Annotated in this window: 21 protein-coding genes; 7 read left to right on the forward strand and 14 right to left on the reverse strand. The window is 41.4% G+C overall.

Annotated elements, in window-relative coordinates; genetic code table 11:
- Nucleotides 1-18 precede the first annotated feature (18 nt).
- A complete protein-coding gene (locus FW774_RS01440; RefSeq protein WP_242457670.1) occupies nt 19-1161 on the forward strand; it encodes an outer membrane protein assembly factor in 1143 nt (380 codons plus the stop codon).
- A 203-nt stretch (nt 1162-1364) separates the two neighbouring features.
- Here the strand turns inward: FW774_RS01440 and FW774_RS01445 are convergent, their stop codons facing one another.
- Entirely contained in the window at nt 1365-2051 is a 687-nt protein-coding gene (locus tag FW774_RS01445) for a DUF1345 domain-containing protein (RefSeq protein WP_242457671.1), read from the reverse strand.
- Nucleotides 2052-2118: 67 nt separating this feature from the next.
- Between FW774_RS01445 and FW774_RS01450 the strand changes: the two genes are divergently transcribed.
- Entirely contained in the window at nt 2119-2355 is a 237-nt protein-coding gene (locus tag FW774_RS01450; RefSeq protein WP_149346379.1) for a DUF2007 domain-containing protein, read from the forward strand.
- 147 nt (nt 2356-2502) lie between these two features.
- Here FW774_RS01450 and FW774_RS01455 read toward each other — a convergent pair whose 3' ends face one another.
- The 3 genes from FW774_RS01455 to FW774_RS01465 all read right to left on the reverse strand — a co-directional run bounded on the left by FW774_RS01455 (nt 2503) and on the right by FW774_RS01465 (nt 4546).
- Nucleotides 2503-3273 (reverse strand): exodeoxyribonuclease III, encoded by a 771-nt coding sequence (locus FW774_RS01455; RefSeq protein WP_149346380.1) that lies wholly within the window; start codon nt 3271-3273, stop codon nt 2503-2505.
- A gap of 190 nt (nt 3274-3463) precedes the next feature.
- The gene (locus FW774_RS01460; RefSeq protein ID WP_149346381.1) at nt 3464-4195 is read right to left on the reverse strand and encodes a peptidylprolyl isomerase; all 732 of its coding nucleotides are present in this window, start codon (nt 4193-4195) and stop codon (nt 3464-3466) included.
- Nucleotides 4196-4204: 9 nt separating this feature from the next.
- Complete coding sequence (locus FW774_RS01465; RefSeq protein ID WP_149346382.1) at nt 4205-4546, reverse strand: hypothetical protein; 342 nt, start codon at nt 4544-4546, stop codon at nt 4205-4207.
- 124 nt (nt 4547-4670) lie between these two features.
- On the opposite strand from FW774_RS01465, the gene FW774_RS01470 reads away from it, so the two are divergent.
- Together FW774_RS01470 and FW774_RS01475 are read left to right on the forward strand one after the other, a co-directional pair.
- A complete protein-coding gene (locus tag FW774_RS01470) occupies nt 4671-5018 on the forward strand; it encodes a hypothetical protein (RefSeq protein WP_149346383.1) in 348 nt (115 codons plus the stop codon).
- 103 nt (nt 5019-5121) lie between these two features.
- Nucleotides 5122-7446 carry a TonB-dependent receptor gene (locus FW774_RS01475; protein WP_149346384.1) on the forward strand — a complete coding sequence of 775 codons (2325 nt, stop codon included), beginning with the start codon at nt 5122-5124 and terminating at the stop codon, nt 7444-7446.
- A gap of 560 nt (nt 7447-8006) precedes the next feature.
- Here the strand turns inward: FW774_RS01475 and FW774_RS01480 are convergent.
- The 6 genes from FW774_RS01480 to nadA all read right to left on the reverse strand — a co-directional run bounded on the left by FW774_RS01480 (nt 8007) and on the right by nadA (nt 14259).
- Complete coding sequence (locus tag FW774_RS01480) at nt 8007-8993, reverse strand: DUF3078 domain-containing protein (RefSeq protein ID WP_149346385.1); 987 nt, start codon at nt 8991-8993, stop codon at nt 8007-8009.
- A 395-nt stretch (nt 8994-9388) separates the two neighbouring features.
- A complete protein-coding gene (gldD, locus tag FW774_RS01485; RefSeq protein ID WP_149346386.1) occupies nt 9389-9964 on the reverse strand; it encodes a gliding motility lipoprotein GldD in 576 nt (191 codons plus the stop codon).
- Entirely contained in the window at nt 9957-10736 is a 780-nt protein-coding gene (locus tag FW774_RS01490) for a shikimate dehydrogenase family protein (RefSeq protein ID WP_149346387.1), read from the reverse strand. Before FW774_RS01490 ends, gldD begins: the two co-directional genes overlap by 8 nt.
- Before the next feature lie 6 nt (nt 10737-10742).
- Entirely contained in the window at nt 10743-11507 is a 765-nt protein-coding gene (locus FW774_RS01495; protein ID WP_149346388.1) for a phosphosulfolactate synthase, read from the reverse strand.
- A gap of 80 nt (nt 11508-11587) precedes the next feature.
- Nucleotides 11588-12991, reverse strand: a complete 1404-nt coding sequence (locus tag FW774_RS01500) for a tetratricopeptide repeat protein (protein WP_149346389.1) — start codon at nt 12989-12991, stop codon at nt 11588-11590.
- A gap of 275 nt (nt 12992-13266) precedes the next feature.
- A complete protein-coding gene (nadA, locus tag FW774_RS01505) occupies nt 13267-14259 on the reverse strand; it encodes a quinolinate synthase NadA (protein ID WP_149346390.1) in 993 nt (330 codons plus the stop codon).
- Between the two features lie 414 nt (nt 14260-14673).
- On the opposite strand from nadA, the gene nadB reads away from it, so the two are divergent.
- Together nadB and FW774_RS01515 are read left to right on the forward strand one after the other, a co-directional pair.
- Nucleotides 14674-16260 carry an L-aspartate oxidase gene (nadB, locus tag FW774_RS01510; RefSeq protein WP_149346391.1) on the forward strand — a complete coding sequence of 529 codons (1587 nt, stop codon included), beginning with the start codon at nt 14674-14676 and terminating at the stop codon, nt 16258-16260.
- Nucleotides 16261-16317: 57 nt separating this feature from the next.
- Entirely contained in the window at nt 16318-16848 is a 531-nt protein-coding gene (locus tag FW774_RS01515) for a gamma carbonic anhydrase family protein (RefSeq protein WP_149346392.1), read from the forward strand.
- Here the strand turns inward: FW774_RS01515 and FW774_RS01520 are convergent.
- The 3 genes from FW774_RS01520 to FW774_RS01530 all read right to left on the reverse strand — a co-directional run bounded on the left by FW774_RS01520 (nt 16820) and on the right by FW774_RS01530 (nt 22369).
- Nucleotides 16820-18460 carry an Ig-like domain-containing domain gene (locus tag FW774_RS01520; protein ID WP_149346393.1) on the reverse strand — a complete coding sequence of 547 codons (1641 nt, stop codon included), beginning with the start codon at nt 18458-18460 and terminating at the stop codon, nt 16820-16822. The genes FW774_RS01515 and FW774_RS01520 overlap by 29 nt on opposite strands.
- A gap of 134 nt (nt 18461-18594) precedes the next feature.
- Nucleotides 18595-20457: a tRNA uridine-5-carboxymethylaminomethyl(34) synthesis enzyme MnmG gene (mnmG, locus tag FW774_RS01525; RefSeq protein WP_149346394.1), complete on the reverse strand. Its 1863-nt coding sequence runs from the start codon at nt 20455-20457 to the stop codon at nt 18595-18597.
- A gap of 70 nt (nt 20458-20527) precedes the next feature.
- Nucleotides 20528-22369, reverse strand: a complete 1842-nt coding sequence (locus FW774_RS01530) for an ABC-F family ATP-binding cassette domain-containing protein (RefSeq protein WP_149346395.1) — start codon at nt 22367-22369, stop codon at nt 20528-20530.
- Nucleotides 22370-22513: 144 nt separating this feature from the next.
- Here FW774_RS01530 and FW774_RS01535 point away from each other — a divergent pair, with 144 nt between their 5' ends.
- A complete protein-coding gene (locus FW774_RS01535; RefSeq protein ID WP_149346396.1) occupies nt 22514-22966 on the forward strand; it encodes a ferritin-like domain-containing protein in 453 nt (150 codons plus the stop codon).
- 74 nt (nt 22967-23040) lie between these two features.
- Here FW774_RS01535 and FW774_RS01540 read toward each other — a convergent pair whose 3' ends face one another.
- Complete coding sequence (locus FW774_RS01540) at nt 23041-23868, reverse strand: universal stress protein (RefSeq protein WP_149346397.1); 828 nt, start codon at nt 23866-23868, stop codon at nt 23041-23043.
- Nucleotides 23869-24008: the final 140 nt, after the last annotated feature.

A 24008-nucleotide genomic window follows, 5' to 3' on the forward strand; every position in this document is an offset into this window, starting at 1 on the left:
TCCTATATTCGTGGCTTGATGAAAATAGCCGTTCGGATAGTTTTACCGCTTTTAGCCTGTTTTATCGTTAGTCAATCACTGGCCCAGCGAAAATTAATCGATAAATATCTTTCCAACGAAAAAGATACAACCCGCAATGGCCGGTTTATTGTGCTGCCCGGTTTAGCGTATGCCCAGGAAACCGGTTTTGAATTCGGCCTGGTTGGCATGTATGCGTTTTATACCGCAAAAGATGATACCCTGACACGCAGCTCATCGGTTTCGGGTGTGGTTACATTTACCACCAAGAAACAAACCAATTTGAAATTCCAGGCCGATGTATGGTCGCCGCAGAATAAATACCACTACCTGAGCGAGATCAGGTACAAAAATTTTCCGTTCAATTTCTATGGTGTCGGAGATGCCACACATGCGACCGATAAAGATGTACTGGTACAGCAATTGATCCGGCTGTATGGTGAGGTAGAGAAAAAAATCACATCGCATTATTACACAGGTATAAGCACCGATTATCAGCACTATCAATACACAGATAAAGTTGCAGGAGGCATTTATGACGTTCCCAACCCTTCCTTTACCGGTCGTGATGGCGGTAACGTTTGGTACTGGGGCCTATCGCAAATCATAGACACCCGTAACACTAACACGTATACCACCAAAGGAACGTATGTTAAATTAAACTATAGTTATGCCCCCGGTTTTTTTGGCGGTGATAACTTTACAGGAAGCTTTATTAAGCTCGATTTCAGGACATTTGCACAATTAAAGCCTAAGCTGGTGCTTGGTATTAATGTAAATTACCAGGCGTTGCAGGGAAGCAACGCTCCATTTTATCTCATGCCGCAATTAGGTAACGACCAAATGATGAGGGGTTACTATACCGGGCGTTACCGCGATAAAAACCTGATGGCTGCCCAGGCCGAACTTCGCTATCGTTTTTTTAGTCGCCTGGGTATTGTTGGATTTGCCGGTGCTGGAAATATATACGGCATCCGCAAATTTGATATTGGCCGGCTTAAGCCTTCCTATGGCGCCGGTTTACGGTATTTCTTTGATATCGACCGCGATTTAAGCGTACGCTTTGATTACGGCATCGGCGAAAAACGCCCGGGAGAGAAACGTCAGACAGGCTTTTACGTTTCAATTGCCGAGGCGTTTTAGTTTCAATCTGGCATTGGGTATTGTGATGGATTGCTAAGTTATTATTCTTGCGTGTTATTTACGAGTTCTCATGACTCACAGCCCGTAATTTATAACATATTTCTACTTCCGATCCAGCTTCGGGACTATAAGCCATCCGCTCCTTACACCTTCTGCCTGGCCTCTTTTCTTGTTTCTTGCCTTTATGCCCTTGCTTCGCTCCATTACCGCCCTATAAGTCCCGAAATGATGTTGATGCTTAGCGCTACAATAGCCGCGTTAAAGGCAAACGAGATCATGCCGTGTATCCAGGCCAGGCGGCGAATTCTCCGGGATGAGATCTCCACGTCAGATACCTGGAACGTCATGCCGATGGTAAATGAAAAATAAACGAAATCCAGGTAATCCGGCTCACCGCCACCGGGAAAGTCGAGTCCGCCGGCAATTTCCTTTTTATTTGTAGAATTATCGCCGTAAAACAAGTGCGCATAACGCAGGGTAAATACCGTATGCACCAGCAGCCATGAGCAGATCACACAGGAAATGCATAGCAAGATATATTTGCCCAGCTCTTTCTCCGAAAGACTTTTAGTGAATTTTAACAATATGATAACCGCCGTTAGGCTGATAACGGATGCAGCAATAACCAGCAAAAATACGGTCGTCTGACTAGAATCCTGGAGTTTAAACTCACTTTTTGACTGTTTAGGATGCGATGAAAGAATAATGATCCAGGCCAGCAGCAGACTGCCTGCGCAATAGCTCAGCCAGGAAATCATTAAACGCTCCGGTTGTTGCATTTGCCCCGTTAAGAAGTAACAGATAACTGCAACTATAACAGACAGGTAAAGCCGGTGATGCGAGTCGAGTTTATTAAACCGGCCCAGCAATGATGATTTTCGTTCAGGCATTATACTATAACTTATTAAAACAAGCCAGGCTTGTTTCATATTATTATATGTAAAACTGGTAAATAAGATGGATAACCACAAAATAACCCCTAAAGAAATATTTATTGGCAGCGTATGGGAAGCCGAAATCATACAAGGCTTGTTAAACAATGCCGGCATTGATGCTTACGTATTGGATGAATCGAGCGGAACTATTGCACCCTGGCGGGTAGCTTCTGGGGGTGCCGATACAGTGAAGCTGGTTGTAGCCGATGATAAAGAACAGGAGGCCCGGCAAATAATGAGCGCATACAGGCAGGCGTAACCATGATTAAGTTAAAAATCAAAAGTCCCACGCCTATGTCAGAATTGTTCCATTGCTGAATTGCCCTGATTGTTGCTCCTTACAAATGTTCTACATTAAGGGTGTTTAGAAAGACTCATCTTACGTCTAATATCTCACATCTAATGTCTAACTAAAAGCCAGCTCCAGCAAAACCGGACAATGATCAGAATGGCGTGCCTCCGGTAAAATGGCCGCACGTTTCAGGTTTTGTTTCAGCGGTTCTGAGGCCAGGTGATAATCAATACGCCAGCCCAGGTTTTTATTGCGGGCATTTGCCCTGAAGCTCCACCAGGTATAATGATGCGGATCCTGGTTAAAGTGCCTGAACGTATCGGTAAAACCACTATTAATAAAGTTTTCCATCCATTCACGTTCGGCAGGTAAAAACCCGGATGAATTGGCATTGGCCTTTGGATTATGAATGTCTATTGGCCGGTGACAGATGTTATAATCGCCGGAAATAATTAAATGCGGGAAGTCTGTTTTTAATTTATCAATGTATTGCTGAAAATCATCCAGGTACCTGAATTTAAAATTCTGCCTTTCTTCACCGCTTGATCCCGAAGGGAAATAGGTGCTCATGATAGAGAACTTATCAAAATCGGCACGTAAAACGCGACCTTCACGATCGTAATCGCTAATTCCGCAGCCATATTCTACGTGTTTGGGTGAATGCTTGGTGAGGATAGCCGTTCCGCTATAGCCTTTTTTCTCTGCCGGGTACCAGTAATGCTCATAGCCCATTTGCTCGATCAGCAGCAGATCCATCAGCTGGTCTGGCGAAGCCTTTATCTCCTGAAGACAAACTACGTCGGCATCGGTAGCCTGTAGCCAGCCTAAAAAGTTTTTGCTTAATGCCGACCGTATACCGTTAACATTGTATGTAATTAGTTTCATCTGATGTTAAGTTAAAATTATCTTCGATGAGCTCGCTAAAGCTCGGTTAAAAAGTCAAAAGCTCCCGCACATATCCATCTGCCATTTTTGAACCAACCCGATTGAGCGAAGCTCCGGTTTCGTTTAGTAAATTTGAGCCTCCGGCTTGTACAAACACTTACGCTGACAGCCATTTATCATCTTTTCCCTCTTAAAATAATTTAATATTCATAAACAGTTTCTTCTTGAAGGTGCCCTGCATCAGCTCTTTTTCAAGCTGGCGTACTTCGCGTTTTTTCAGTACCGATACCTGCATTTTTACATCTTCAAGCGGGCGGTTATTACTATCGGTAGCAACCTGCGCAATCGAGTCGACCATGGGTAGGCCTTTAACAATCTCGCCAAAAACAGTGTAATTCTGGTCGAGAAAAGGTGTACCGCCAACGGTTTTGTAAATTTCACGCTGCCATGCCGGGATTTTGCGTCCGTTTAACCGGATTTGTTCCAGCCGGTTTAGCTCTTCGTCTGTATAAGTGCGGCCCTGTACCAGGTAAAACTGGCTCCCGTTTGAGGCTTTCTCAGGGTTATTATCCCGTGCAGCTGCCAGGGCGCCTTTTTTGTGGAATAAGCTGTCGCTGAATTCGGCTTTAATGGTATACCCCGGCCCGCCTTCGCCAATCAATTGCCCGGGTTGGGCATTTTTAGAAGTAGGATCGCCCCCCTGTACCATAAAGCCGTTTATTACGCGGTGAAACAAGGTACCGTTAAAATATCCGGCATTAGCCAGTTTTACAAAGTTATCGCGATGCAATGGCGTTTGGTTGTACAGCCTTACAATACATTCGCCCTTGCTGGTGCTGATACGCACATATTGGTACAGTGGCTTTTTAGCGTAGGTTGTAAGCGTTGCAACAAGCAGCAAAAGGGTAGTCAGCTTTTTCATCAGCGGCTATCAAAAAATAGTTTCGAAATAGGTTATAATAAGCGATTTAATAATCATTTCCTGCTCAAGCAAGGTGTAGTTCGGTATGGGTTTTACCCGTTCCCAATGCGGCCAGCCGTCCTGGTCGATACCGCTAAGGCGATAAAATCCCATCTCGCTGAACAGCCGGCAGGTAGCAATATGCATCAGTTCTTCTTTCTGACGTTTACTGAATTTTGCCGGCCCTTTCCCTAATTCCTGCACGCCAATTAAAAACAGCATTACTTTGATATCCGGCTTATCGGTATCAAAATCCTGTGCTATTTTTTGTTGCAACTGCGCCCATTTGGCGTTTACTTCAGAAGGACTCATCCTTACAAAGATACAGATTGCAAAGCTATCGCGATGTCAAAAAACAGACCTTTAACAGCCGTTATGATATTGTTACAACAAACAATATAACGTATTTTATTTTTATATACCTTTGCTAAACTTTATGCGTAAATTAAAAAGATCGTATAAGCTATTAACCAGTGTGGTGCTGTTGCTGAGTTTCTCGGTAACCATACTTCCGCTCGATCTTTTTCATAACCACTCGTTTAAAGACACCCGTTGCCAGGAAGAGCGCTTAACGGGTACATGCCATCATAAAGTTCACGTTTCAGAAAAAACACCTTTTTGCTGGGTTTGCGGTATCCATTACGATAAAACGTTTGATAAGCAGCAAACTGCCAAAAAGTTCGAATCGCTGCCTGTAGTATCTTTTTTCCTCGAAAATCATGCTACAAAATACATAGCAGAACTACTCTTTACTGCACTACGCGGGCCTCCTTCCGGTTCATAGTAATCTTCTCTGCCGTAGCGTAAAACACTACGGTTTCAATCATTTTATCATTTAATCAATTTTCCCGTGAATGTAAATACGGGGATACTTTTCGCTATATATCATGACGAAATTAAAAATATACAGCTTAGTATTATCTATGCTGATCTTTATTATACCTGCACAAGGGAAGCTCATAACTGTAAAAGGTAAAGTTACAGATGCTGTTACCCAACAGGCACTGCCTGGCGCTACCATTGCGTTGCCGGATCTGAAACGTTCTGCAACAACTAATGCCGATGGCGAGTTCCACCTGGCCAACCTTCCGGCAAAAGGCCGTTACCTGGTTGAGGTAAGCTATATCGGCTATAAAAACTATACACAGGTTATTGATCTGTCTGCTATTTCCGACCTTACATTTGCCCTGCAACCTACTGCAATAGAAACCAAAGAAGTGGTCATTACAGGTACGCTTGTAAGCGGAAGCAATAAAAAGAGCAGCATTTCTGCTACTACGCTTGGCCGCAGCCAGCTTTTGCAACCGTCAACCAACCTGATCGATGCCTTGGCTAAAGTACCTGGCGTGTCGCAGATCAGTACCGGACTTGCCATCTCAAAACCGGTTATCAGGGGATTAAGCTATAACCGTGTTATTACGCTTGATGACGGTGTAAAACAACAGGGTCAGCAATGGGGCGATGAACATGGCATTGAAATAGACCAGTTTAAAGCCGAGCGTGTCGAGGTGCTGCGTGGCGCAGCTTCGCTGATGTATGGTTCTGATGCACTGGGTGGCGTAATTAATTTACTTGAGCCATTAACAGCGCCGGAAGGCCAGGTGAAAGGGGAGTTTATTTCCAATTATTCTACCAATAACGGTTTAACAGCTAATTCGCTGATGCTGACCGGTAACGAGAACGGGTTTGTGTGGCGTGCCCGCGGTTCGTATAAAAACGCATATTCGTTTAAAACTCCAACCGGGTATTTCCCCAATTCCGGCTACAATGAAACCGACCTGAGTGGTATGATCGGGCTGAACAAACGCTGGGGTTATTCGCATCTTAATTTTTCGAGCTTTAAAAACAATATTGGCTTTTATGAGCCGGAATTTAATGCCAATGGCGATTTTGTTAATGAAGATGGTGATCTGTTCACTTCTTCTGAATTTAAAAGCCGTAACCTGGAATATCCACGGCAGGATATCAGGCATTATAAAGTGGCCTTAAATAACAATTTCATTATTGGCAGCGGAAACCTGAAAGTTGATCTGGGCTACCAGAAAAACCAGCGCCGTGAGCTGGAAGACGGTCCTGATCCATCGCTGTTCTTTGACATGAATACCTACAGCGCCGACCTGAAATATTACCTGCCCCAAAGCAATGGCTGGCAACCGGTATTCGGCCTGAGTGGCGATGCCGCCCACAGTGTAAATAAAGGCGAAGAAGTTTTAGTGCCCAACTATGATACGTATGGCGTAGGAGTTTTTGCTTATGCGAAAAAAACCTGGACAGCCAGTACCTTTAATGCCGGGTTACGGTACGATTTCAGATCAAACGAAGGGCACCAGCTTTTTGCCGATGGCGACGAGGTGTTTGCTCCGTTTAAAAACACGTTCTCTAACATAAGCGGCGCTTTGGGTTTCACACACCAGTTTACCGATGAATGGAATTTTAAAGCTAACGCGGGTTCTGCTTTCAGATCGCCCAACCCTGCTGAATTGGGCTCTAATGGTGTGCACGAAGGTACCTTCCGCTATGAAATTGGCGACCCGAACCTTAAACCTGAACGGAGCTACCAGGTTGATGCTGAGTTGGATTACGAAGGTAAAATAATAAGCGCCAGCCTGAGCGTATATAATAATTATGTTCATAACTACATTTATGCATCTCATAACGGTGAGTTCAGGGATGTTACCGATGAAGACGGTAATACAGACAATTACCCTGTCTATCGTTACGGTCAGGCAAATGCCAATTTATACGGTACTGAGGCAAGCTTTATCATACACCCGGTTCCGTTTATCCATTTCGAAAATACCTTTGGTTACACACACGCACAGAATACGTCGTTTGATAAACCGCTGCCATTTATTCCGGCCGGGAATTTGCGAAATGAGCTGCGTTTTGAACCGAAGCTGAAAAACCTCAGCGACAGCTATATTTTTGTAGGCATTAATTCGGCCTTTAAGCAAACCCGTGTTGATGATGTGTTTGAAACGCCAACCAGCGGATATACCTTGCTTAATGCCGGTATTGGCACTACATTTAAGCTGGGTAAGCAACCCGTCAGATTATCTGTATCGGGAAATAACCTGCTTGATAAAAAATATTACGATGCATTGAGCCGGTTAAAACCGGGTCGTTTGGATCAGAGCGATCCTACACTGGGGGTTTATAATCCGGGACGGAACATTACATTTGGTATCTACCTGCCGTTCAGGTTTAATTAGGCTATTTTTATCCGGAGAAATTTTATGATACATCATGGTTTGTCCGGATAAACTTATGTAAATCAGATGTTAATAAATCTATAGACTTTGTGGATAAAAATCAGGATTTCTTAATATTTAACTAATAATTTATAATTATACTTGCACAAGCTCTCGGGGAAAATCCAAATCGTTCTTTATACTCTGTCCCTGAAAAGTTAATGATTAATAATAAGGAGCTGCCTGAAACAGGCGGCTCTTTTTATTTAAAGATCATCAATAGCTTATAAAAAACGCAGACAACGTTTGAAATGCTGCCTGCATTGCACAGCAATTTTGACAGCAATTTTGACAACTTTTAAAAAGTTGTCAAAATTAAATCAAATAAGCACTGCCCCGACCAAACTAAACCCGATTGAAGTGGATACCGGCCTGGTGGCTAATGCCGTGTGGTAGTTAAGCGGGTTGGAGTGCAGTATGAACATAAAGCGGGACTACCGGCACCGAAGTGATACCGGCATTGCTTTTCAAAAAAAGTAAAAACCTGATACCGCTATGCTACGGTTGGGGCTTAAAGCGGTTTACCGGGGGAATTTATATACCAGCCCTAATGCTAAACTTTGGCTGGCCTGTATTTTGGTGCTGGCATCGTCATCATATATAGCAATGCCGTTTAGGGTAACGTTAACAAAACGGTTAACTTTTGCTGTTAGTGTGATATCTAAACGATGGTCTATTTTTCCTAAAGCGTCATAGCTGGCAAACATCATATAACGGCTTTTCAGGTTAATATTTTCAAAAATATCCTTGTCAATGTTAGCCACTAACTGGAATGCCAGTTCATTTTTAAAGGTTTTTCCGGGCTCGACGCCGAAATTTTTGGCGTTGGTTTTATAGAGATTGGTATCTAATACAAACGTTTGGCGGGCGGTTCCGGTACCTATACGTAAACCGAAATATTTGGCGGGCTTATATTCAAAACCTAACGATTCGGTAAGATAAGCCGGCGCCATAAATTTGGATATGATGGTCCGGGTTTCGTTACCGGCAGCGTCTTTTGCGTACGAATACCCGTTATCAAACTGTGATTCAAAGCTCAGCGAACCGAAAAAATACCAGCTTTTAGACATTTTTAAGGCCACTTTGTTATCAAAGAACATGCGGTCGTTTGTTTTACGTTCCAGCTGGTCTTTGTTTTTCAGCTTACCGTATTGCAATATAACTTCGGAGGTATAGCTTTTATCGCCTTTAACATATTCTGCTTTAAAATTAAGCAATGATCCAAGCGCAATGGAGTTCACCCCGCCGCCGCTCCAGTTATTGCTAAAAGTGGCCTGGTTAAGGTTTATTCCCAGGCTGGTGCTTGTTTTCCAGTAGTTTACCTTCAGGTTTAAATCGTTAATGGCGATGTCAACCGGTTGGATAGCAATAACAGGCACTCGTACCCGCATAGGATTTTTTGGCGGAGGTAACCTGAGTTCCCGAAGCTGGGTGATATTGCTGGTATCGCTCTGGGCATATAGTGCAGCAGGAATAATAAGAAATACAACAAGCAGCCTTTTGATCATCTGTACAAAGAAACTAATGTTAAGTCAAAAAATCAAAAAAGGTGGAAGGTAAAAGGCAGACGGTTGATGGCTGGGTGGTTCGTAGTTTTATAGTCCGGAAGTCGGGAAAGTCAGAAAAGACCGGGTATAACAAAATAATACTTAGCCGGTTAAGACTAAGGTGATGTTCAACTTGACAAATAGTATCATTCACATAACCTAACAGTAGCAGAACAGTTAAAAACAATTTATCTTTAGATTTATTATGTAAAAATCTGTGTATACAATTATTACCTCCAATAAATTTTTAAAAGATTTAAAGCTTCTTAAAAAGCGATCAAAAGAAACCATTAATCTTATTGAATTAGTAAAATTAGGCACTCATTCTGATTTGTTTTAGTAACCAATAGAGTCCTTTACTTCCAACGCAACGTTTTTATCATCACATTGATATCCTGCTTAATAAAATCCAGTACGGGCTGAATAGAATCCAGTCGTGGTTCTTCGTTAAAATACAATGCTCCGCGAAGGTAATTCCGGGTACTGTCTGTTAAAAAAAATTGCACCGACGACGCCGCGTTACCGTCTATGGTATAATAAATACCATACATTTTCCTTTCGGGATAGGCTATACGCCCTTCATCAATGGATGTTGCTTTTATGGTATGTTTAAAGGCAAACGTTCGGGCATCTTCCACCAGCTCATTAAACATCGCTTTTGATGCTATCTGCTGATAGCTTAAATGAACACGGGCATTAAACTGCGGAAAATATACATCGTTCCAGCAGGGCTTTGCATCGCGGGCTTTATCAGGTACAACCTGTGCATATACGGGATAATCAAAAGAATAGGGACAGTTTCCGGTATATTGCCGGTAGGCTTTTTTGGGGAAATAAATACGAAAATATCCCCGTGGTTTGGGCGAATAGTTCGAATTGCCGCAGCCGGAAAAAATTAACAGAACTACAGCTAAAACTATTGCCTTATTCATTCCATATCTCCCACGATTTTTCAGCCTGTAAATGCAGCATTTCCAGTCCGTTTTTTGTGGCAGCTCCTTTGGCAGCTCCGCGTTTCAAAAATTCGGTCTGTTCAGGCGTATAAATTAAATCGTACAATAGATGCTCCGGTGTTAAAAACTCATACGGAATATCCGGACAGGCCTCTGTTTTCGGCGACATGCCCAGGGGTGTAGTATTAATTATCAGCTTGTTTTTGCGGATAATATCTTTATTCAGCTCGTTAAAGTTGATCTGGTTTTTTATTACCCGGCGACCTACAACTGTAAAATCAATATTCAGTTTTTTAAGCACATAAATTACTGCTCTTGACGAACCTCCGTTACCAAGTACCAACGCTTTGTCGTGCTGTTTTTTTAACAAGGGTTTAAGCGATGCTTCAAAGCCGTAAGCATCGGTATTATATCCTTCAAGCTTTACTTTTGAGGAGGTTATTTCGCCTGAAAAAAACGATTCTACCGGCTTATTTTTCTTTATTTTAATACAGTTTACAGCATCTATCTCTTTTGCAGCGGGATCTATTTTATCCAGGTAATACATCACGCCAATTTTATGCGGAATGGTAACATTCAAACCGCACAGATCAGGATGCGCTTTAAGCAAATCAGGCAGATCGCTGATGTTAGCTAATTCAAAAAGCTCATAAACATGATCCGTTAAGCCCTGCTCTTCAAACTTCCGGGTAAAATATCCTTTAGAAAAAGAATGTTTTATCGGGTAACCGATTAATCCATACCTCTTCATAGCAAACTACTTGTGGTTTAAAAAAAAGTCAAAGGTATCACCACGTAATCCCAGGCGAATAGTTTCGAGCGGGATAACCTCGGTAGGAGCTATATTGCCCAGGTTTACATTAGCTCCAATAAGCTTGATAAACCATACCTGCTGGTTTTTTTGCGGTGCTTCCCAGATGATGGTACCCTCGGGAACCTGGGTTAAAATTTCGTCTACCAAGCCTTGCCTCACTTCGCCCGAATCGCGGTAAATACCCACATTTCCTCCTTCACGGGCTTCGGCGATAATTTTCCATGAGCCTGCTTCTATTTCGGCTTTCATTAAGGCTATCCACTTGTAGGGTGCAAATATTTTTTCAGCGTCTTTTGAGCCTACTTCGGATATTACGGTAACCTGCCCGCTCAGCTTACGAATGTATTCACATTTTTCCTGGTGCGGAATATCAATAGAACCATCTGATATTTCGGCATATTCCATCTGGTATTCATCCAGCACCCGGCGATAATCATCAAACTGGTTACGTATGGCAAAGGCTTCAAATAATGTACCACCAAAATACGTTGGCATTCCGGCATCGCGGTATATCCTTAATTTCTCTTTAAGATTTGGCGTTACAAACGATGTTGACCAGCCTAATTTTACAATATCTGTGTGCGGACCTGCTACTTCAAGAAAATTTTCCACTTCACGTAAGCTCAGGCCTTTGTCCATCACCATAGTGATGCCTTTTTCCCTGGGCTTTTGTGTACGCTCCGGAATATTATTGAGTGAATAATTCATATTGCTGCAAATCTTAAAAAAAAATCCCATACAATGGATATTTACCAGTGTTGGGATATGATATTTTTACGTGCAACGCACTAACGGGTATAACGGTTAATGATATCGATTATTACCTTATTCTCCTGTAATTGAGGAAGATATTCAAAAAGAATATGATATTTTTCAGGGTCTGAGCTCAAAGCCAGCTCCAGGTAATTCAATGCTTCGTTATACTGTCCGTCGGCAAACAGGTAAGCCACCATGCGGTAATACAGCTCGGCCGCATCGGGATTATTTTTTATGGCTTCGGCTATGGTTTCTATAGCATTAACAAGCTTACTCTGCTCGTATAAAACCGACGAATAATCCAGCCAGGCCTCAACATCCAACGGATTTAACTCTACTACCTTTTCATACGCTTTTTCCGACTCGCCTAATTGTTTAAGCTTATATTGCGCATCGGCAATGGCAAACCAGTAATCGGGATTATCGTTTTCAAGCTCCAATGCTTTACGGTAAAAATGTAATGCTTCAAAATTACGGTCTTCGTAATCCAGCGTAACACCAATACCAAACCAACCATCGGCCAGTTTCGGATCTAATTTAACCGCTTTTTTATAGTATGAGCGGGCTTCTTCCATTTGCTCCAGCTTTTCGTAACACTCGCCAATAGCACAATAGGTATCCGCATTAGGTTGCTCATACTCAAAAGTTTGCTTATAAACTTCAATAGCTTCGCTGTATTTATCCAGGTGCACCAGCGAATTTCCTTTATTAAAGTAAGCGGATGCAAAGTTATCCTTTATCAGGATAGCATAATCATAGGCATCAATAGCTTTTTCGTACAAACCAAGCTTATTATAGGCATTGCCTAAATTGTACCAGGCCGCATACGAATAGGGCTCATTATCAATATACTGCTGATAAAACTGGATGCTTTCTTCCTGTTTATCGAGCACATCGTAGCAAAAAGCAAGCTCGTATAATGCATCCTGGTTTTCCATATTCTGCTCCAGGCATTTTTTCAGGTATTCTACCGCGGCTTCATAATCGCCAAGACTTTGATAAACATAAGCGATATGCAGTAAAATTTCATCAGTTGATTCGGCCAGTGCCAAAGCCTTTTCATAATTATCCAAAGCTTCCTGGTGCCGTTCTATACTTTCATAAATATTACCGCGGATGACATAAATATCAGCTTCCGACGGCTCTAAAATTTCGGCCTTATCTAATACTTTAAAAGCATTATCCAACTGGCCGGTTGCCATAAATAACTGAGCCTGCCTAACTAAAAATACAACTGCAAACGGATGCTGATTAACAGCATAATCTACTACCTGGAGCGCTTTAACCGGATCGTTTTTTTCTATATAATAATCAATGATATTTTCAAATGCCTGAGCGTCAAAAAAGTACTGATCGTGGTTACGGATCATCTCCTCGTAACGCTCTACTGAAAATTTAGGGTCTTCTGAATACTCAAAATCAAAGTTCTCTTCCATACATTACTAATTAAGAACTAATAAATTGTATTGCTTTATCAATACAATAAAATCAAAATACCCGGAAATAAGCGGAATTGCAGCGAATAGTTTTCAACACTGTACAGATATTTCTGTAAGTTATTGATAGATAAAATAATAGATTTTAAACATTACAGACAATATTCCGGCCCTTCTTTCCGTATCTTCTTTTGTTGTGGAAAACGTTGGATATTTTTTACAAAGGTACGTAAAATATTATGACATGGGTAGAAACGCGATTAATCGCGTTTCTACTATAATCCCAATTTTGCCGAAATCTCCAGCATACGTTCTATAGGCTTACGGGCACGGGCTATAGTATCTGCCGGCAACGTAACTTCCGGAAGCTCATTCTTAATGCACAAATACAATTTTTCTAAGGTATTGCGTTTCATGTGCGGACAATCGTTGCAGGCACAGGTATTAGTTGGCGGTGCCGGAATAAATACCTTATCGGGATTCGATTTTTCCATCTGGTGAATGATCCCGCTTTCAGTAGCTACAATAAATTCCTTTGCAGGATTATTGATAGTATATTTTAACAAACCCGTTGTAGAGCCAATGTAATCGGCCATTTTCAGGATGCTTTCTTCGCATTCCGGATGCGCTATAAACTTAGCTTCGGGATGACGCTCCTTAAGCTTTATAATGCGCTGCTGCGAGAATATCTCATGCACCATACAGGCCCCGTTCCATAAAACCAGATCCCTGCCGGTTTTCTTAGCTACATAAGCGCCCAGGTTTTTATCGGGCCCGAAAATGATTTTCTGGTCTTTAGGCAGACTTTCTACAATTTGTACAGCATTGCTCGATGTGCATACAATATCGCTTAAAGCCTTTAGTTCTGCCGTACAGTTAACATAAGTGATTACCAGATGATCAGGATAGCGTTCCTTGAACTTGGCAAATAAATGCGGCGGACAGCTGTCTGATAACGAGCAACCGGCTTTTACATCCGGTAATAACACTTTTTTATCGGGCGATAATATTTTAGCCGTTTCGGCCATAAAATGTACACCAGCGAATACAATAATATCAGCATCTGTTTTTGCTGCCTGTTGCGATAAACCTAAGCTATCGCCAATATAATCCGCAATATCCTGAATATCAGGATCCTGGTAATAATGAGCCAAAATAATGGCATTTTTTTCCTTTTTTAACCGGTCAATTTCATCAAACAGATCAATGTCCGGATCAATAGGCTCATCAATATATCCTTTTACATTAATTTCTTCTAAAACATCCATTTTTTCACAATACAATAAATACTAATTATTTTATATAAATATCTTCTTATGGTTTATTAGTGTGTTAGTTTGGTGAATAAATCGAGATACATTTAGTTGCTTTATTTGTTTCCCATAATTTACTAACAATTTTTTAACAGATTAGTAACTGTATCTCCTTGATTTACAGCTATTATTTATTTCATATCTTTTTTAAAGGATTTTTTCCTGTTAAGTTTTAGTGCTGTTTAAAACGTTAATATTTGTCCTTTTCGGTCGTTATAAAATCTGTATAAGTTCCTGTTTTAGCCGATCTGCTTGGATGGTAATTTTTTTATTAAAAAAAATGAACACCTGTTTCGCACAAAATTAACATCTTTAAGCAGCTTTATTAACATCTTTGTATGTTATAATTATTAATTGCAGAAGTTTTCAATGAAGCATGTTGATTTCTTAGTTGTAGGTTCTGGCATTGCTGGATTGAGTTTTGCCCTTAAGGCTGCAAAACATGGTAAGGTTCTGATAGTTACAAAGGCAAATGCCGATGAATCTAACACGAAGTATGCCCAGGGCGGTGTTGCTGTGGTTGTGGATAAAGAGGATTCTTTCGACAAACACATGGAAGATACATTGATTGCGGGTGATGGATTATGTGATAAACACGTTGTTGAAATTGTAGTGACGGAAGGTCCGGAGCGTATTCAGGAGATCATTGACTACGGTACTCATTTCGATAAAACCAACCAGGGCATGTTTGACCTGGCCAAAGAGGGTGGACATTCTGAGCATCGTGTGCTGCATTATAAAGATATCACTGGCTTTGAAATTGAACGTGCACTGCTTGAAAAGGTAAAAGAAGAGCCTAATATAGAGATACTTACACACTACTTTGCTGTAGAGCTGATTACGCAGCATCACCAGGGCGTGTTTGTAGATAAAAGTTCAACAGATATTACATGCTATGGTATTTATGCGTTTAATAACCGTACGCATCATGTTGAAAAGATATTAGCTAAGGTAACGCTGATGGCAACCGGCGGAGCAGGGCATGTTTATTCAAATACTACAAACCCGGTTATTGCAACCGGCGATGGCGTAGCGATGGTTTACCGTGCAAAAGGTAAAGTGCGGAATATGGAATTTATCCAGTTTCATCCTACAGCATTGTATAATCCGGGAGAGTATCCGTCCTTTTTGGTTTCCGAAGCTGTCCGTGGATTTGGCGGTGTATTGAAAACACGTCAGGGTGAAGAATTTATGCAGAATTATGATCCCCGGAAATCATTAGCTCCACGTGATATTACTGCACGTGCTATTGACTCTGAAATGAAGAAATCGGGTGATGATTTTGTTTATCTCGATATCCGTCATCGTTCAAAAGAAGATATTTTAGCACATTTTCCTAATATATACGCCAAATGCCTGAGCATTGGTATTGATATGACCAAGGATATGATCCCGGTAACTCCGGCAGCTCATTATATGTGCGGCGGCATTATGGTTGATGAATATGGCAGGTCTTCCATTAAGCGTTTGTATGCCTGCGGAGAATGCTCTTCTACCGGGTTACATGGCGCTAACCGATTGGCTTCAAATTCATTGTTAGAAGCTACTGTTTTTGCACATCGTATTTATGAAGATGCCTCGAATAATTTTACCAGCTATGCTATTCCTGGCGATATTCCGGAATGGGACGATACCAATACATCTTTATCAAACGAGGATATTTTAGTAACGCATAATCTCCGTGAAACGCAAAAGATAATGAGCGATTATGTAGGAATTGTCCGTTCTGATTTTCGTCTTGACCGTGCTATGCGTCGTTTGGGTTTATTGCATGAGGAAACGGAGAGTTTTTATAAACAAACCAAAGTTTCGGTGAAGCTTTGTGAATTGCGTAATGTGATACAAACGGCATATTTGATGATAAAGGCTGCGATGATGCGTAAAGAGAGCAGGGGGTTGCATTATACAACCGATTATCCGCAACACCAGGAAAACCCGGTAGATACCATTTTTTAGTTCGTGATTCGGATGGCTTTTTTGATTTTTTACTTTTTAATTTTGACTTGATCACCCATGCCTTTAATACTATCTGTAAAGAATAAATATCCCCGGTTCGGGAAAGATAATTTTATAGCCGAAAATGCTACGGTTGTTGGCGATGTGATACTGGGTGATCATTGCTCGGTATGGTTTAACGCGGTTATTCGCGGAGATGTCAATCATATCAGGATTGGAAATAATACCAATGTGCAGGATGGCGCTATTATACATTGTACCTACCTGAGAGCTGCAACAGAAATTGGTAACAATGTATCTATCGGGCATTTGGCCGTTGTGCACGGATGCACTGTTCGCGATAATGTATTAATTGGTATGCGTGCTGTTGTAATGGATCATGCTGTTATAGAACCGTATTGTATCATAGCTGCGGGCTCGGTGGTTCTTGAAAATACCATTTGCGAAAGCGGCCATATTTACGCCGGTTCGCCGGCTAAAAAAATAAAGCCTGTTACCCCGGAACAACGGGAATTGTTAGACCGTTTGCCTAATAACTATATCCTATATTCCGGTTGGTTTATGGATTCTGAAGAGGAGGAATTGTGATCTTTTCTTCCAGATCCCAGTTAGGCCGGATATTAAATTCCTTATCATAATTCCATATTCCTTCAGGGTATATTCTTTTTTTCACGTTACCGGTATCCCATTTCTTATTTTTATTGTCATCGTACACAATACGCAGGTTATATTTTGCAGCCTGTATATTGGTATAATGTATGGCACGGTTGCTGTTTATGGCATCAGACCGTACAATATCGCCGGTTGAGTTAAGCAGTAAGATCACATAGCTTTTAGCCGTATCAGGAACAGTAAAATTCAGTATCAGGTTACCGATATTGTCATCCACATACGCAGTAAATGCTTTATTGTAGGCTTTATTTTTTCCGCCATCAATACCCGTAATAGCATTATCGGCTATAGTAATGTTATAGTTCCTTTTCAGCCGCCAGGGGAAGGTAAGCTTATATCGTCGCACAGAGGCAGTATCTCTAACCAGCTTAAAACCACCTACCGGGATGGAATCTTCGGCCAGCGTCATTTTATTCACGTCAAAACCGGCGATGGGAGCCGAAAAAGTTAACAACAGATCCGACTTGGATTTTATTTTTCCGGATGCCAGGTTGTCTGAAATGGTTACCTCGTTTTTATAGGTATCTTTTTTTCCCCTGCGTATCAGGGCCGTATCTAAGGCTTTTGAACTATCGTTAACGGCAATAGCAATGGAATCAAATTTAATTTCGGGCAGCCAGAGCGATACAGAATCAGCTTTCCGGTTAAATTCTACCGCCTTCCTGCTATCCAGGTCTGCCGGGTCAACTATTTTTACAGACGGTTTTTCAATCCCCTTGTTAAAAGCCAGAAGGATATGGCCATCGTTAGTTATCTTTTTATCCATTATCCTGAAATTCTCAGGCTCTTCATTAAAGGTTTCCAGCAGCAGATCTTTAACATCGCTTTTCAGCACAATGGAATCTTTTAAGAAACCTATTTCTTCTTTTACAGAATTATAAATACGGTCGCCGCCTTCAGTTTCTTTGAGCGCATAAATACGATAGGTATCTTCTTTCAGATTTTTAAGTGAGAAGTTTCCCGATGAATCGGTACTGGTAAAAATGCTGGCCCGTTTTTTTCCGAATATCGTATCACGGCTGATCGGAAGAATAAATACGGTAGCATCAAGAATGGGCTTTTTGGTAATGGTATTAATTACCTTGCCGGATATGGTCAGCGAGTCGAGCATGTTGCCCGTAGAAAAAACATAGCTGTAGTTTTTCAGGATATTTCCTTCATTGTAATCAACCAATCCCTTACCGAAGTTGATGGTGTAAGTGGTATTTTTTTCAAGCGTATCCTGGAGTTTTATTTCCAGTGTTTTTTTAACGATTTTAAACAAAGGCATTTTATCCGGGGCGGGTGACATGCTGATTTCCTTGAACTCGTCTTTCAGCTTAACGTATTCGTCAAATTGAATGTTGATCTGTTTTGCATTGAAGTTCCGGGTAAGATTCGCCGGAGTTTCTTTCAACACTTTGGGAGGAATACTGTCCTTAGGTCCGCCGGTGGGTTGTTGTATGCTGGCACATCCATAGGGTAATAAAATGGCCGCAACTAAAATTAAAAAAATTAACTTTGAATAGTGTTTTCGAAAATTGGCCATTTAGATGCGTTATAAAGCGTTTTCTATTTTTGATGAACTGAGCTCTGCCTTTGCCTGAGATAATTTAATATAGCTAATATAATGAAGTCGCTTTTAAATTATTATAATTAATTGATTATCAATATATTATATGATCATCTGCTTAAATGTACCATCAATACGCTGATATCAGATGGCGAAACTCCCGAAATCCGGGACGCCTGACCTAAGGTTCGTGGTTTTATCTTCATTAGCTTTTCCCTGGCTTCTTTTGATAAGGATACCAACGTATGATAATTAAAATCAGGATTTATTTCCTGGTCTTCCATACGTTTCATTTTAGAAACTATTTCCTGTTCCTTTTCAAAATAACTTTCATATTTGATTTTTATTTCAGCCTCTTCAATAGTTTCCTTGTTATAAGCAGAAAGTAATTTATCAAATGCCTGATTGACCTTACGTAGATCTGTAATGTTCACTTGTGGCCGGCTTAGCAGCTGAAACAGTTTTACATTCTGGGTAAGGGGAGACGTTCCCAACAATTCAAGCAAACCATTAACTTCGCCTGCTTCAATACTTTTTGATTTGGTAAAATTGACGATAACATCTGAATCGGTTATTTTTTGCTTTACTTTTTCCAAACGCTCGTCACTGATCAATCCCAGTTTATGCCCGATAGGGGACAGGCGGATATCGGCATTATCCTGCCTGAGCAATAAACGGTGTTCGGCCCGTGACGTAAACATACGGTAAGGCTCTTCGGTACCCTTTGTAACCAGGTCATCGATCAGTACGCCAATATAGGATTCTGATCGTTTCATGATCAGCTCATGCAGATCATTGACTTTTTGATGCGCATTAATGCCTGCAATGAATCCCTGGCTGGCAGCTTCTTCATACCCGGTAGTTCCGTTTATTTGTCCGGCAAAGAACAGGTTGCTGATCAGCTTGGTCTCTAAGGTTAATGATAATTGGGTAGGTGGAAAATAGTCATATTCGATGGCATATCCCGGCCTGAACATTTTGGCGTTTTCAAATCCGGGGATTAATTTTAGTGCTTTGTATTGAACATCTTCCGGTAGCGAGGTGGAGAATCCGTTTACATAGATTTCGATGGTATTTAAACCTTCAGGCTCTACAAATATCTGGTGCCGTTCACGTTCTGCAAAACGATTGATCTTGTCTTCTATAGATGGACAGTAACGGGGGCCAAGACCTTTAATTCGCCCGGTAAACATGGGCGATTTTTCAAAGCCTTCTTTCAGCATTTCGTGTACGGCACTATTGGTATAGGTTATCCAGCAACAGCGTTGTTCTTCTATTCCCTTTACTTCGGTGTAGGAGAATCGGCCCCGTTCCTCATCGCCCCATTGCTCTTCCATTTTAGAATAATCCAGGCTTCGGCCGTCAATACGGGGAGGAGTGCCGGTTTTCATTCTTCCGGCTTCAAAGCCTAACAAGGTTAGTTGTTCAGTAATGCCTGTTGCTGCTTTCTCAGCCGTGCGTCCGCCACCAAAGCGTTTTTCGCCGATATGTATCAAACCGTTTAGAAAAGTTCCGTTAGTTAATACAACTGCTTTCGCCTCAATTTCAATTCCTAACGAAGTGATTACACCAGCAACTGTATTGTTTTTTACGAGTAAACCGCTTACCATATCCTGCCAGAAATCTACGTTAGGTGTATTTTCAAGCATTAATCGCCATTCTTCGGCAAAACGCATGCGGTCGCTTTGTGCTCGTGGGCTCCACATAGCAGGCCCTTTTGAACGGTTCAGCATCCTGAACTGGATACTGCTTTTGTCAGTTACAATACCGGAATATCCACCCATCGCGTCAATTTCACGTACAATTTGCCCTTTAGCCACACCTCCCATGGCAGGGTTACAGCTCATTTGTGCTATCGTACCCATATTCATGGTAATCAGAAGCACCTTTGAGCCTAAATTGGCAGCCGCAGCAGCAGCTTCACATCCGGCATGACCAGCTCCAACAACTATGATATCGTATTTTTTAAACATTTTCTATGCGTTCCACGTGGAACTTATTTTATAATATCTTTCTGTGTTCCACGTGGAACACAGAAAAGTGCTATACAGACTCTGATAATTCTAACCATTGCATAGACTTTTCGTCTAACAGGTTTTTGTAATCTTCTATTTGTTTCCCAATCTCAGTAAGCTCTACATGATTTGTACTGCGGTTTAGCTGCTCTGTTAAATCTTTAACTTTCTTTTCAAGCTGCTCTATTTCCTGCTCCAGATTTTCTAATTCTTTTTCCTGCTTATAACTTAGTTTAACTTTTTTCTCCGAAGTCTGTTTGGATAATGAAGTCCGGACTTCCTTTACAGGTTCCTTAGTTTTTTGCTTGAATTTATACTCGCTGTAATTACCGTTAAATACGTTAATATGGCCAGATTCTACAATAAATAGCTGGTCTGTCAGCTTATCCATCAAATACCTGTCGTGTGATACGAGGAACAGGACGCCGGTATAATTTTCCAGGAAATCTTCCAATACATTTAATGTATCGATATCCAAATCATTGGTAGGCTCGTCCAAGATCAGGAAATTTGGATTTTTCATCAGCACCTTCATCAGGTGAAGCCGCTTTTTTTCTCCGCCGCTTAGCTTGCTTACTACAGCATGCTGTTTTTTAGGCGGGAATAAAAACCGAGTTAACAGCTGTGATGCGGTAAGCGTTTTACCATCAGCCATCGGGATAAATTCGGCAATGTTTTTAACTACATCTAAAACACGTTCCTGCTCGTTAAATTCTAACCCGGCCTGGCTATAGTAGCCAAATACCGTAGTTTCGCCTATGCTTACCGTTCCTTCATCCGGCTTAATTTTACCGGTGATCAGGTTAAGTAGTGTTGATTTTCCGGAACCGTTTTTACCTGCAATGCCAATACGGTCGCCTTTTTTTACAGTATATGAAAAATCGGTAATGATCTTTTTGTTCCCGAATGATTTACTGACGTGTGAAATCTCGAGTATCTTATTTCCCTGACGGGATACGGTAACACTCAGATCAACCGTGCTGTTCCTGCTTAATTTGGTTTTCGCTTCCAGCTCATAAAAAGCATCGATACGGGCTTTTGATTTAGTGCCACGGGCCTGAGGCTGGCGCCGCATCCATTCCAGCTCCTTTTTAAGCAGGTTGCTGTTTTTCTGAAACTGAGCTACTTCTTCGGTTTCGCGTTCGGCTTTCTTTTCAAGATAATAAGCATAATTACCCTTGTAAGTAAACAGCTTACCATTGGCCAGCTCGATAATTACATTACATACCTGGTCAAGAAAATAGCGATCATGTGTAACCAATAAAACCGTTTTATTGCCGGTAGTAATAAAGCTTTCGAGCCATTCTATCATCTCAATATCCAGGTGATTGGTTGGCTCATCCAGGATGAAAATATCCGGGTCTTCGATCAGCAGCTTGGCTAGCGCAAGACGTTTTCGTTGTCCTCCCGAAAGGGTACTGATCTTTTGTTCGGGATTATAAACGGCCAGGCGCTCCAATATCGTTTTGATCTGGTATTCGTATTCCCAGGCGTTTACCTGCGTAAGCTGGTCTGTTAAACGGTAAATAAGCTGTTCATCCGGTTCTTTAGCCGAAATGGCTTCTTCATACTGGCGAATGAGCTGTTGCTGCTCATTATCCTGGCTATAAATAAAGTCGGCAATACGGTCAAATTGTGCGAATTGCGGATCCTGGTCTAAAAAGCCTATACGCAGGTCGCGTTCTGTAACAACCTTGCCTTCCTCCGGCTTTAATAAGCCGGAAATAATGCGTAATAAGGTTGATTTTCCGGCACCATTTGCACCTACCAGGGCAATACGTTGCCCACGGCTAATCCCGAATGTAATGTTTTGGAAAAGCCAGTTATCATTAAAAGAATGTCCTAATTGCTCGGTGGATAGTATGCTCATGTTTAATCAGGCAAAAATACGGATAAAATTTTGGAATGATATGCCCTTAATGTTATGGAATAGCTCATAGCCGGGTATCAGTAAAATTTCGGTTTTTACAAACATTTTGATTCTTGCAGGCTTTTATTATAAAACACTACAGCTATGGAAACAGTAAATGTAAATGCAGAAATTTTGAATGATCTGATCCAGATTAACAACGATCGGATTGTTGGTTATGAAAAGGCGATCGAAGAGCTGAGGCCGGAAGATAGCGACCTCAAAACGCTTTTCATAAAAATGATCGATGAAAGCCGGAGGAACAAAATGGCTTTAGCCACAGAGGTTCAGGCTTTGGGCAAAGATGCCGATACAGACACTACTACTTCGGGTAAAATTTACCGGGCATGGATGGATGTTAAGGCAACTTTTACCGGACATGACCGCAAAACGGTGCTCAGCAATTGCGAATTTGGCGAAGATGCCGCCCAACGGGCTTATAAAATGGCATTGGATGACGAGGATCTGTCAGATGAGCTTCGTGGCATTATCAGCGAGCAAAAAGAAACGCTGAAAAATTCGCATGATACCATTAAAAGGCTGCGGGATGCTTCATAGATTTTAAAGAGTATGTCTGGAAAGCACTGTCATTATGCCGACCTTTGTGACAAAGCTTTTCAGACATGCTCTTGTTAATTATGCTCATCTTTTAAAAGTAAAACCGGTACCGAAGAACTGGCTGCAAGTCCCTGGCTGATGCTTGTATGCACCAATCCTTCAAAAAAGCTGTATTTACGCGGCAAGGCAATCAACAGATCGGCTTTATGTTTACTGACAAAGCTGGTTATACCGGTTATAACATCGGTATGCTCTGTATAATAGTACTTCGGGTTAAACTCACTGAGCATCTGTTTTAATGCGTCTTCCTCTTCGGCATGATGCCGCCCGATGTTGAGCACCCATAATTCAATATCGCGTTCAATCAGTAAACGTTTCAGGTTGTTAAGCGGAATAATATCCTTTACCTTTTTAAAATCGCAGGCCAGCACCACACGTTTAATGTTCTGCCATTTATTGCGTGGCGGCACTACTAAAACCGGTACCGGACTGGTTTTTGAAACAGCAATAGCGTTACGGCCAATATCGCCGGCATCATCATTTTTACCATTGCTGCCGATGATTACTACTTCAATGTCTGTTGTTGAAATTTGTTCGTGTATAGCTCTTAAAACCGGCAAACGGCTCAAATGAGTTTCAACTTCGATATCCGGGTTTACCAGTTGCAATTCTTCCTTTAACTTTTCAAGCTGCCTTAACCGGCTGGCAATCTCATCAGATACAATTTGTTCGGTCGGTATGGTCAGATCAGGTGAAGGGAGAATACTCTCGTAAACAGAAATATAGTATGAATTTAACAGGATAATGCGGTCGGCATGTTCGGCTGCACTAAGCTCGGCCGCATACAATGAAGCGTTTTTAGCAGTTCGTGAGAAATCTGTCGGTACCAGATATGTTTTCATGTTCGGTTTTTATCAATATATGGATGCTAAAGTAAAAATTATTCAATCGATTGATTAATAAAATAATGTAATTTGACTTATTGTAAACATAATTTAAAAGGCATAGTTAATTTAAATACATCAGTACCTAAAATAACATG

This window comes from Pedobacter sp. BS3, from assembly GCF_008274585.1.
GTDB lineage: Bacteria > Bacteroidota > Bacteroidia > Sphingobacteriales > Sphingobacteriaceae > Hufsiella_A.

Excerpts from the sequence above, each read along its gene's own strand:
- FW774_RS01440 (WP_242457670.1), top strand. The coding sequence starts at position 19 with ATGAAAATAGCCGTTCGGATAGTTTTACCGCTTTTAGCCTGTTTTATC.
- FW774_RS01445 (WP_242457671.1), bottom strand. The coding sequence starts at position 2,051 with ATGCCTGAACGAAAATCATCATTGCTGGGCCGGTTTAATAAACTCGAC.
- FW774_RS01450 (WP_149346379.1), top strand. The coding sequence starts at position 2,119 with ATGGATAACCACAAAATAACCCCTAAAGAAATATTTATTGGCAGCGTA.
- FW774_RS01455 (WP_149346380.1), bottom strand. The coding sequence starts at position 3,273 with ATGAAACTAATTACATACAATGTTAACGGTATACGGTCGGCATTAAGC.
- FW774_RS01460 (WP_149346381.1), bottom strand. The coding sequence starts at position 4,195 with ATGAAAAAGCTGACTACCCTTTTGCTGCTTGTTGCAACGCTTACAACC.
- FW774_RS01465 (WP_149346382.1), bottom strand. The coding sequence starts at position 4,546 with ATGAGTCCTTCTGAAGTAAACGCCAAATGGGCGCAGTTGCAACAAAAA.
- FW774_RS01470 (WP_149346383.1), top strand. The coding sequence starts at position 4,671 with ATGCGTAAATTAAAAAGATCGTATAAGCTATTAACCAGTGTGGTGCTG.
- FW774_RS01475 (WP_149346384.1), top strand. The coding sequence starts at position 5,122 with ATGACGAAATTAAAAATATACAGCTTAGTATTATCTATGCTGATCTTT.
- FW774_RS01480 (WP_149346385.1), bottom strand. The coding sequence starts at position 8,993 with ATGATCAAAAGGCTGCTTGTTGTATTTCTTATTATTCCTGCTGCACTA.
- gldD (WP_149346386.1), bottom strand. The coding sequence starts at position 9,964 with ATGAATAAGGCAATAGTTTTAGCTGTAGTTCTGTTAATTTTTTCCGGC.
- FW774_RS01490 (WP_149346387.1), bottom strand. The coding sequence starts at position 10,736 with ATGAAGAGGTATGGATTAATCGGTTACCCGATAAAACATTCTTTTTCT.
- FW774_RS01495 (WP_149346388.1), bottom strand. The coding sequence starts at position 11,507 with ATGAATTATTCACTCAATAATATTCCGGAGCGTACACAAAAGCCCAGG.
- FW774_RS01500 (WP_149346389.1), bottom strand. The coding sequence starts at position 12,991 with ATGGAAGAGAACTTTGATTTTGAGTATTCAGAAGACCCTAAATTTTCA.
- nadA (WP_149346390.1), bottom strand. The coding sequence starts at position 14,259 with ATGGATGTTTTAGAAGAAATTAATGTAAAAGGATATATTGATGAGCCT.
- nadB (WP_149346391.1), top strand. The coding sequence starts at position 14,674 with ATGAAGCATGTTGATTTCTTAGTTGTAGGTTCTGGCATTGCTGGATTG.
- FW774_RS01515 (WP_149346392.1), top strand. The coding sequence starts at position 16,318 with ATGCCTTTAATACTATCTGTAAAGAATAAATATCCCCGGTTCGGGAAA.
- FW774_RS01520 (WP_149346393.1), bottom strand. The coding sequence starts at position 18,460 with ATGGCCAATTTTCGAAAACACTATTCAAAGTTAATTTTTTTAATTTTA.
- mnmG (WP_149346394.1), bottom strand. The coding sequence starts at position 20,457 with ATGTTTAAAAAATACGATATCATAGTTGTTGGAGCTGGTCATGCCGGA.
- FW774_RS01530 (WP_149346395.1), bottom strand. The coding sequence starts at position 22,369 with ATGAGCATACTATCCACCGAGCAATTAGGACATTCTTTTAATGATAAC.
- FW774_RS01535 (WP_149346396.1), top strand. The coding sequence starts at position 22,514 with ATGGAAACAGTAAATGTAAATGCAGAAATTTTGAATGATCTGATCCAG.
- FW774_RS01540 (WP_149346397.1), bottom strand. The coding sequence starts at position 23,868 with ATGAAAACATATCTGGTACCGACAGATTTCTCACGAACTGCTAAAAAC.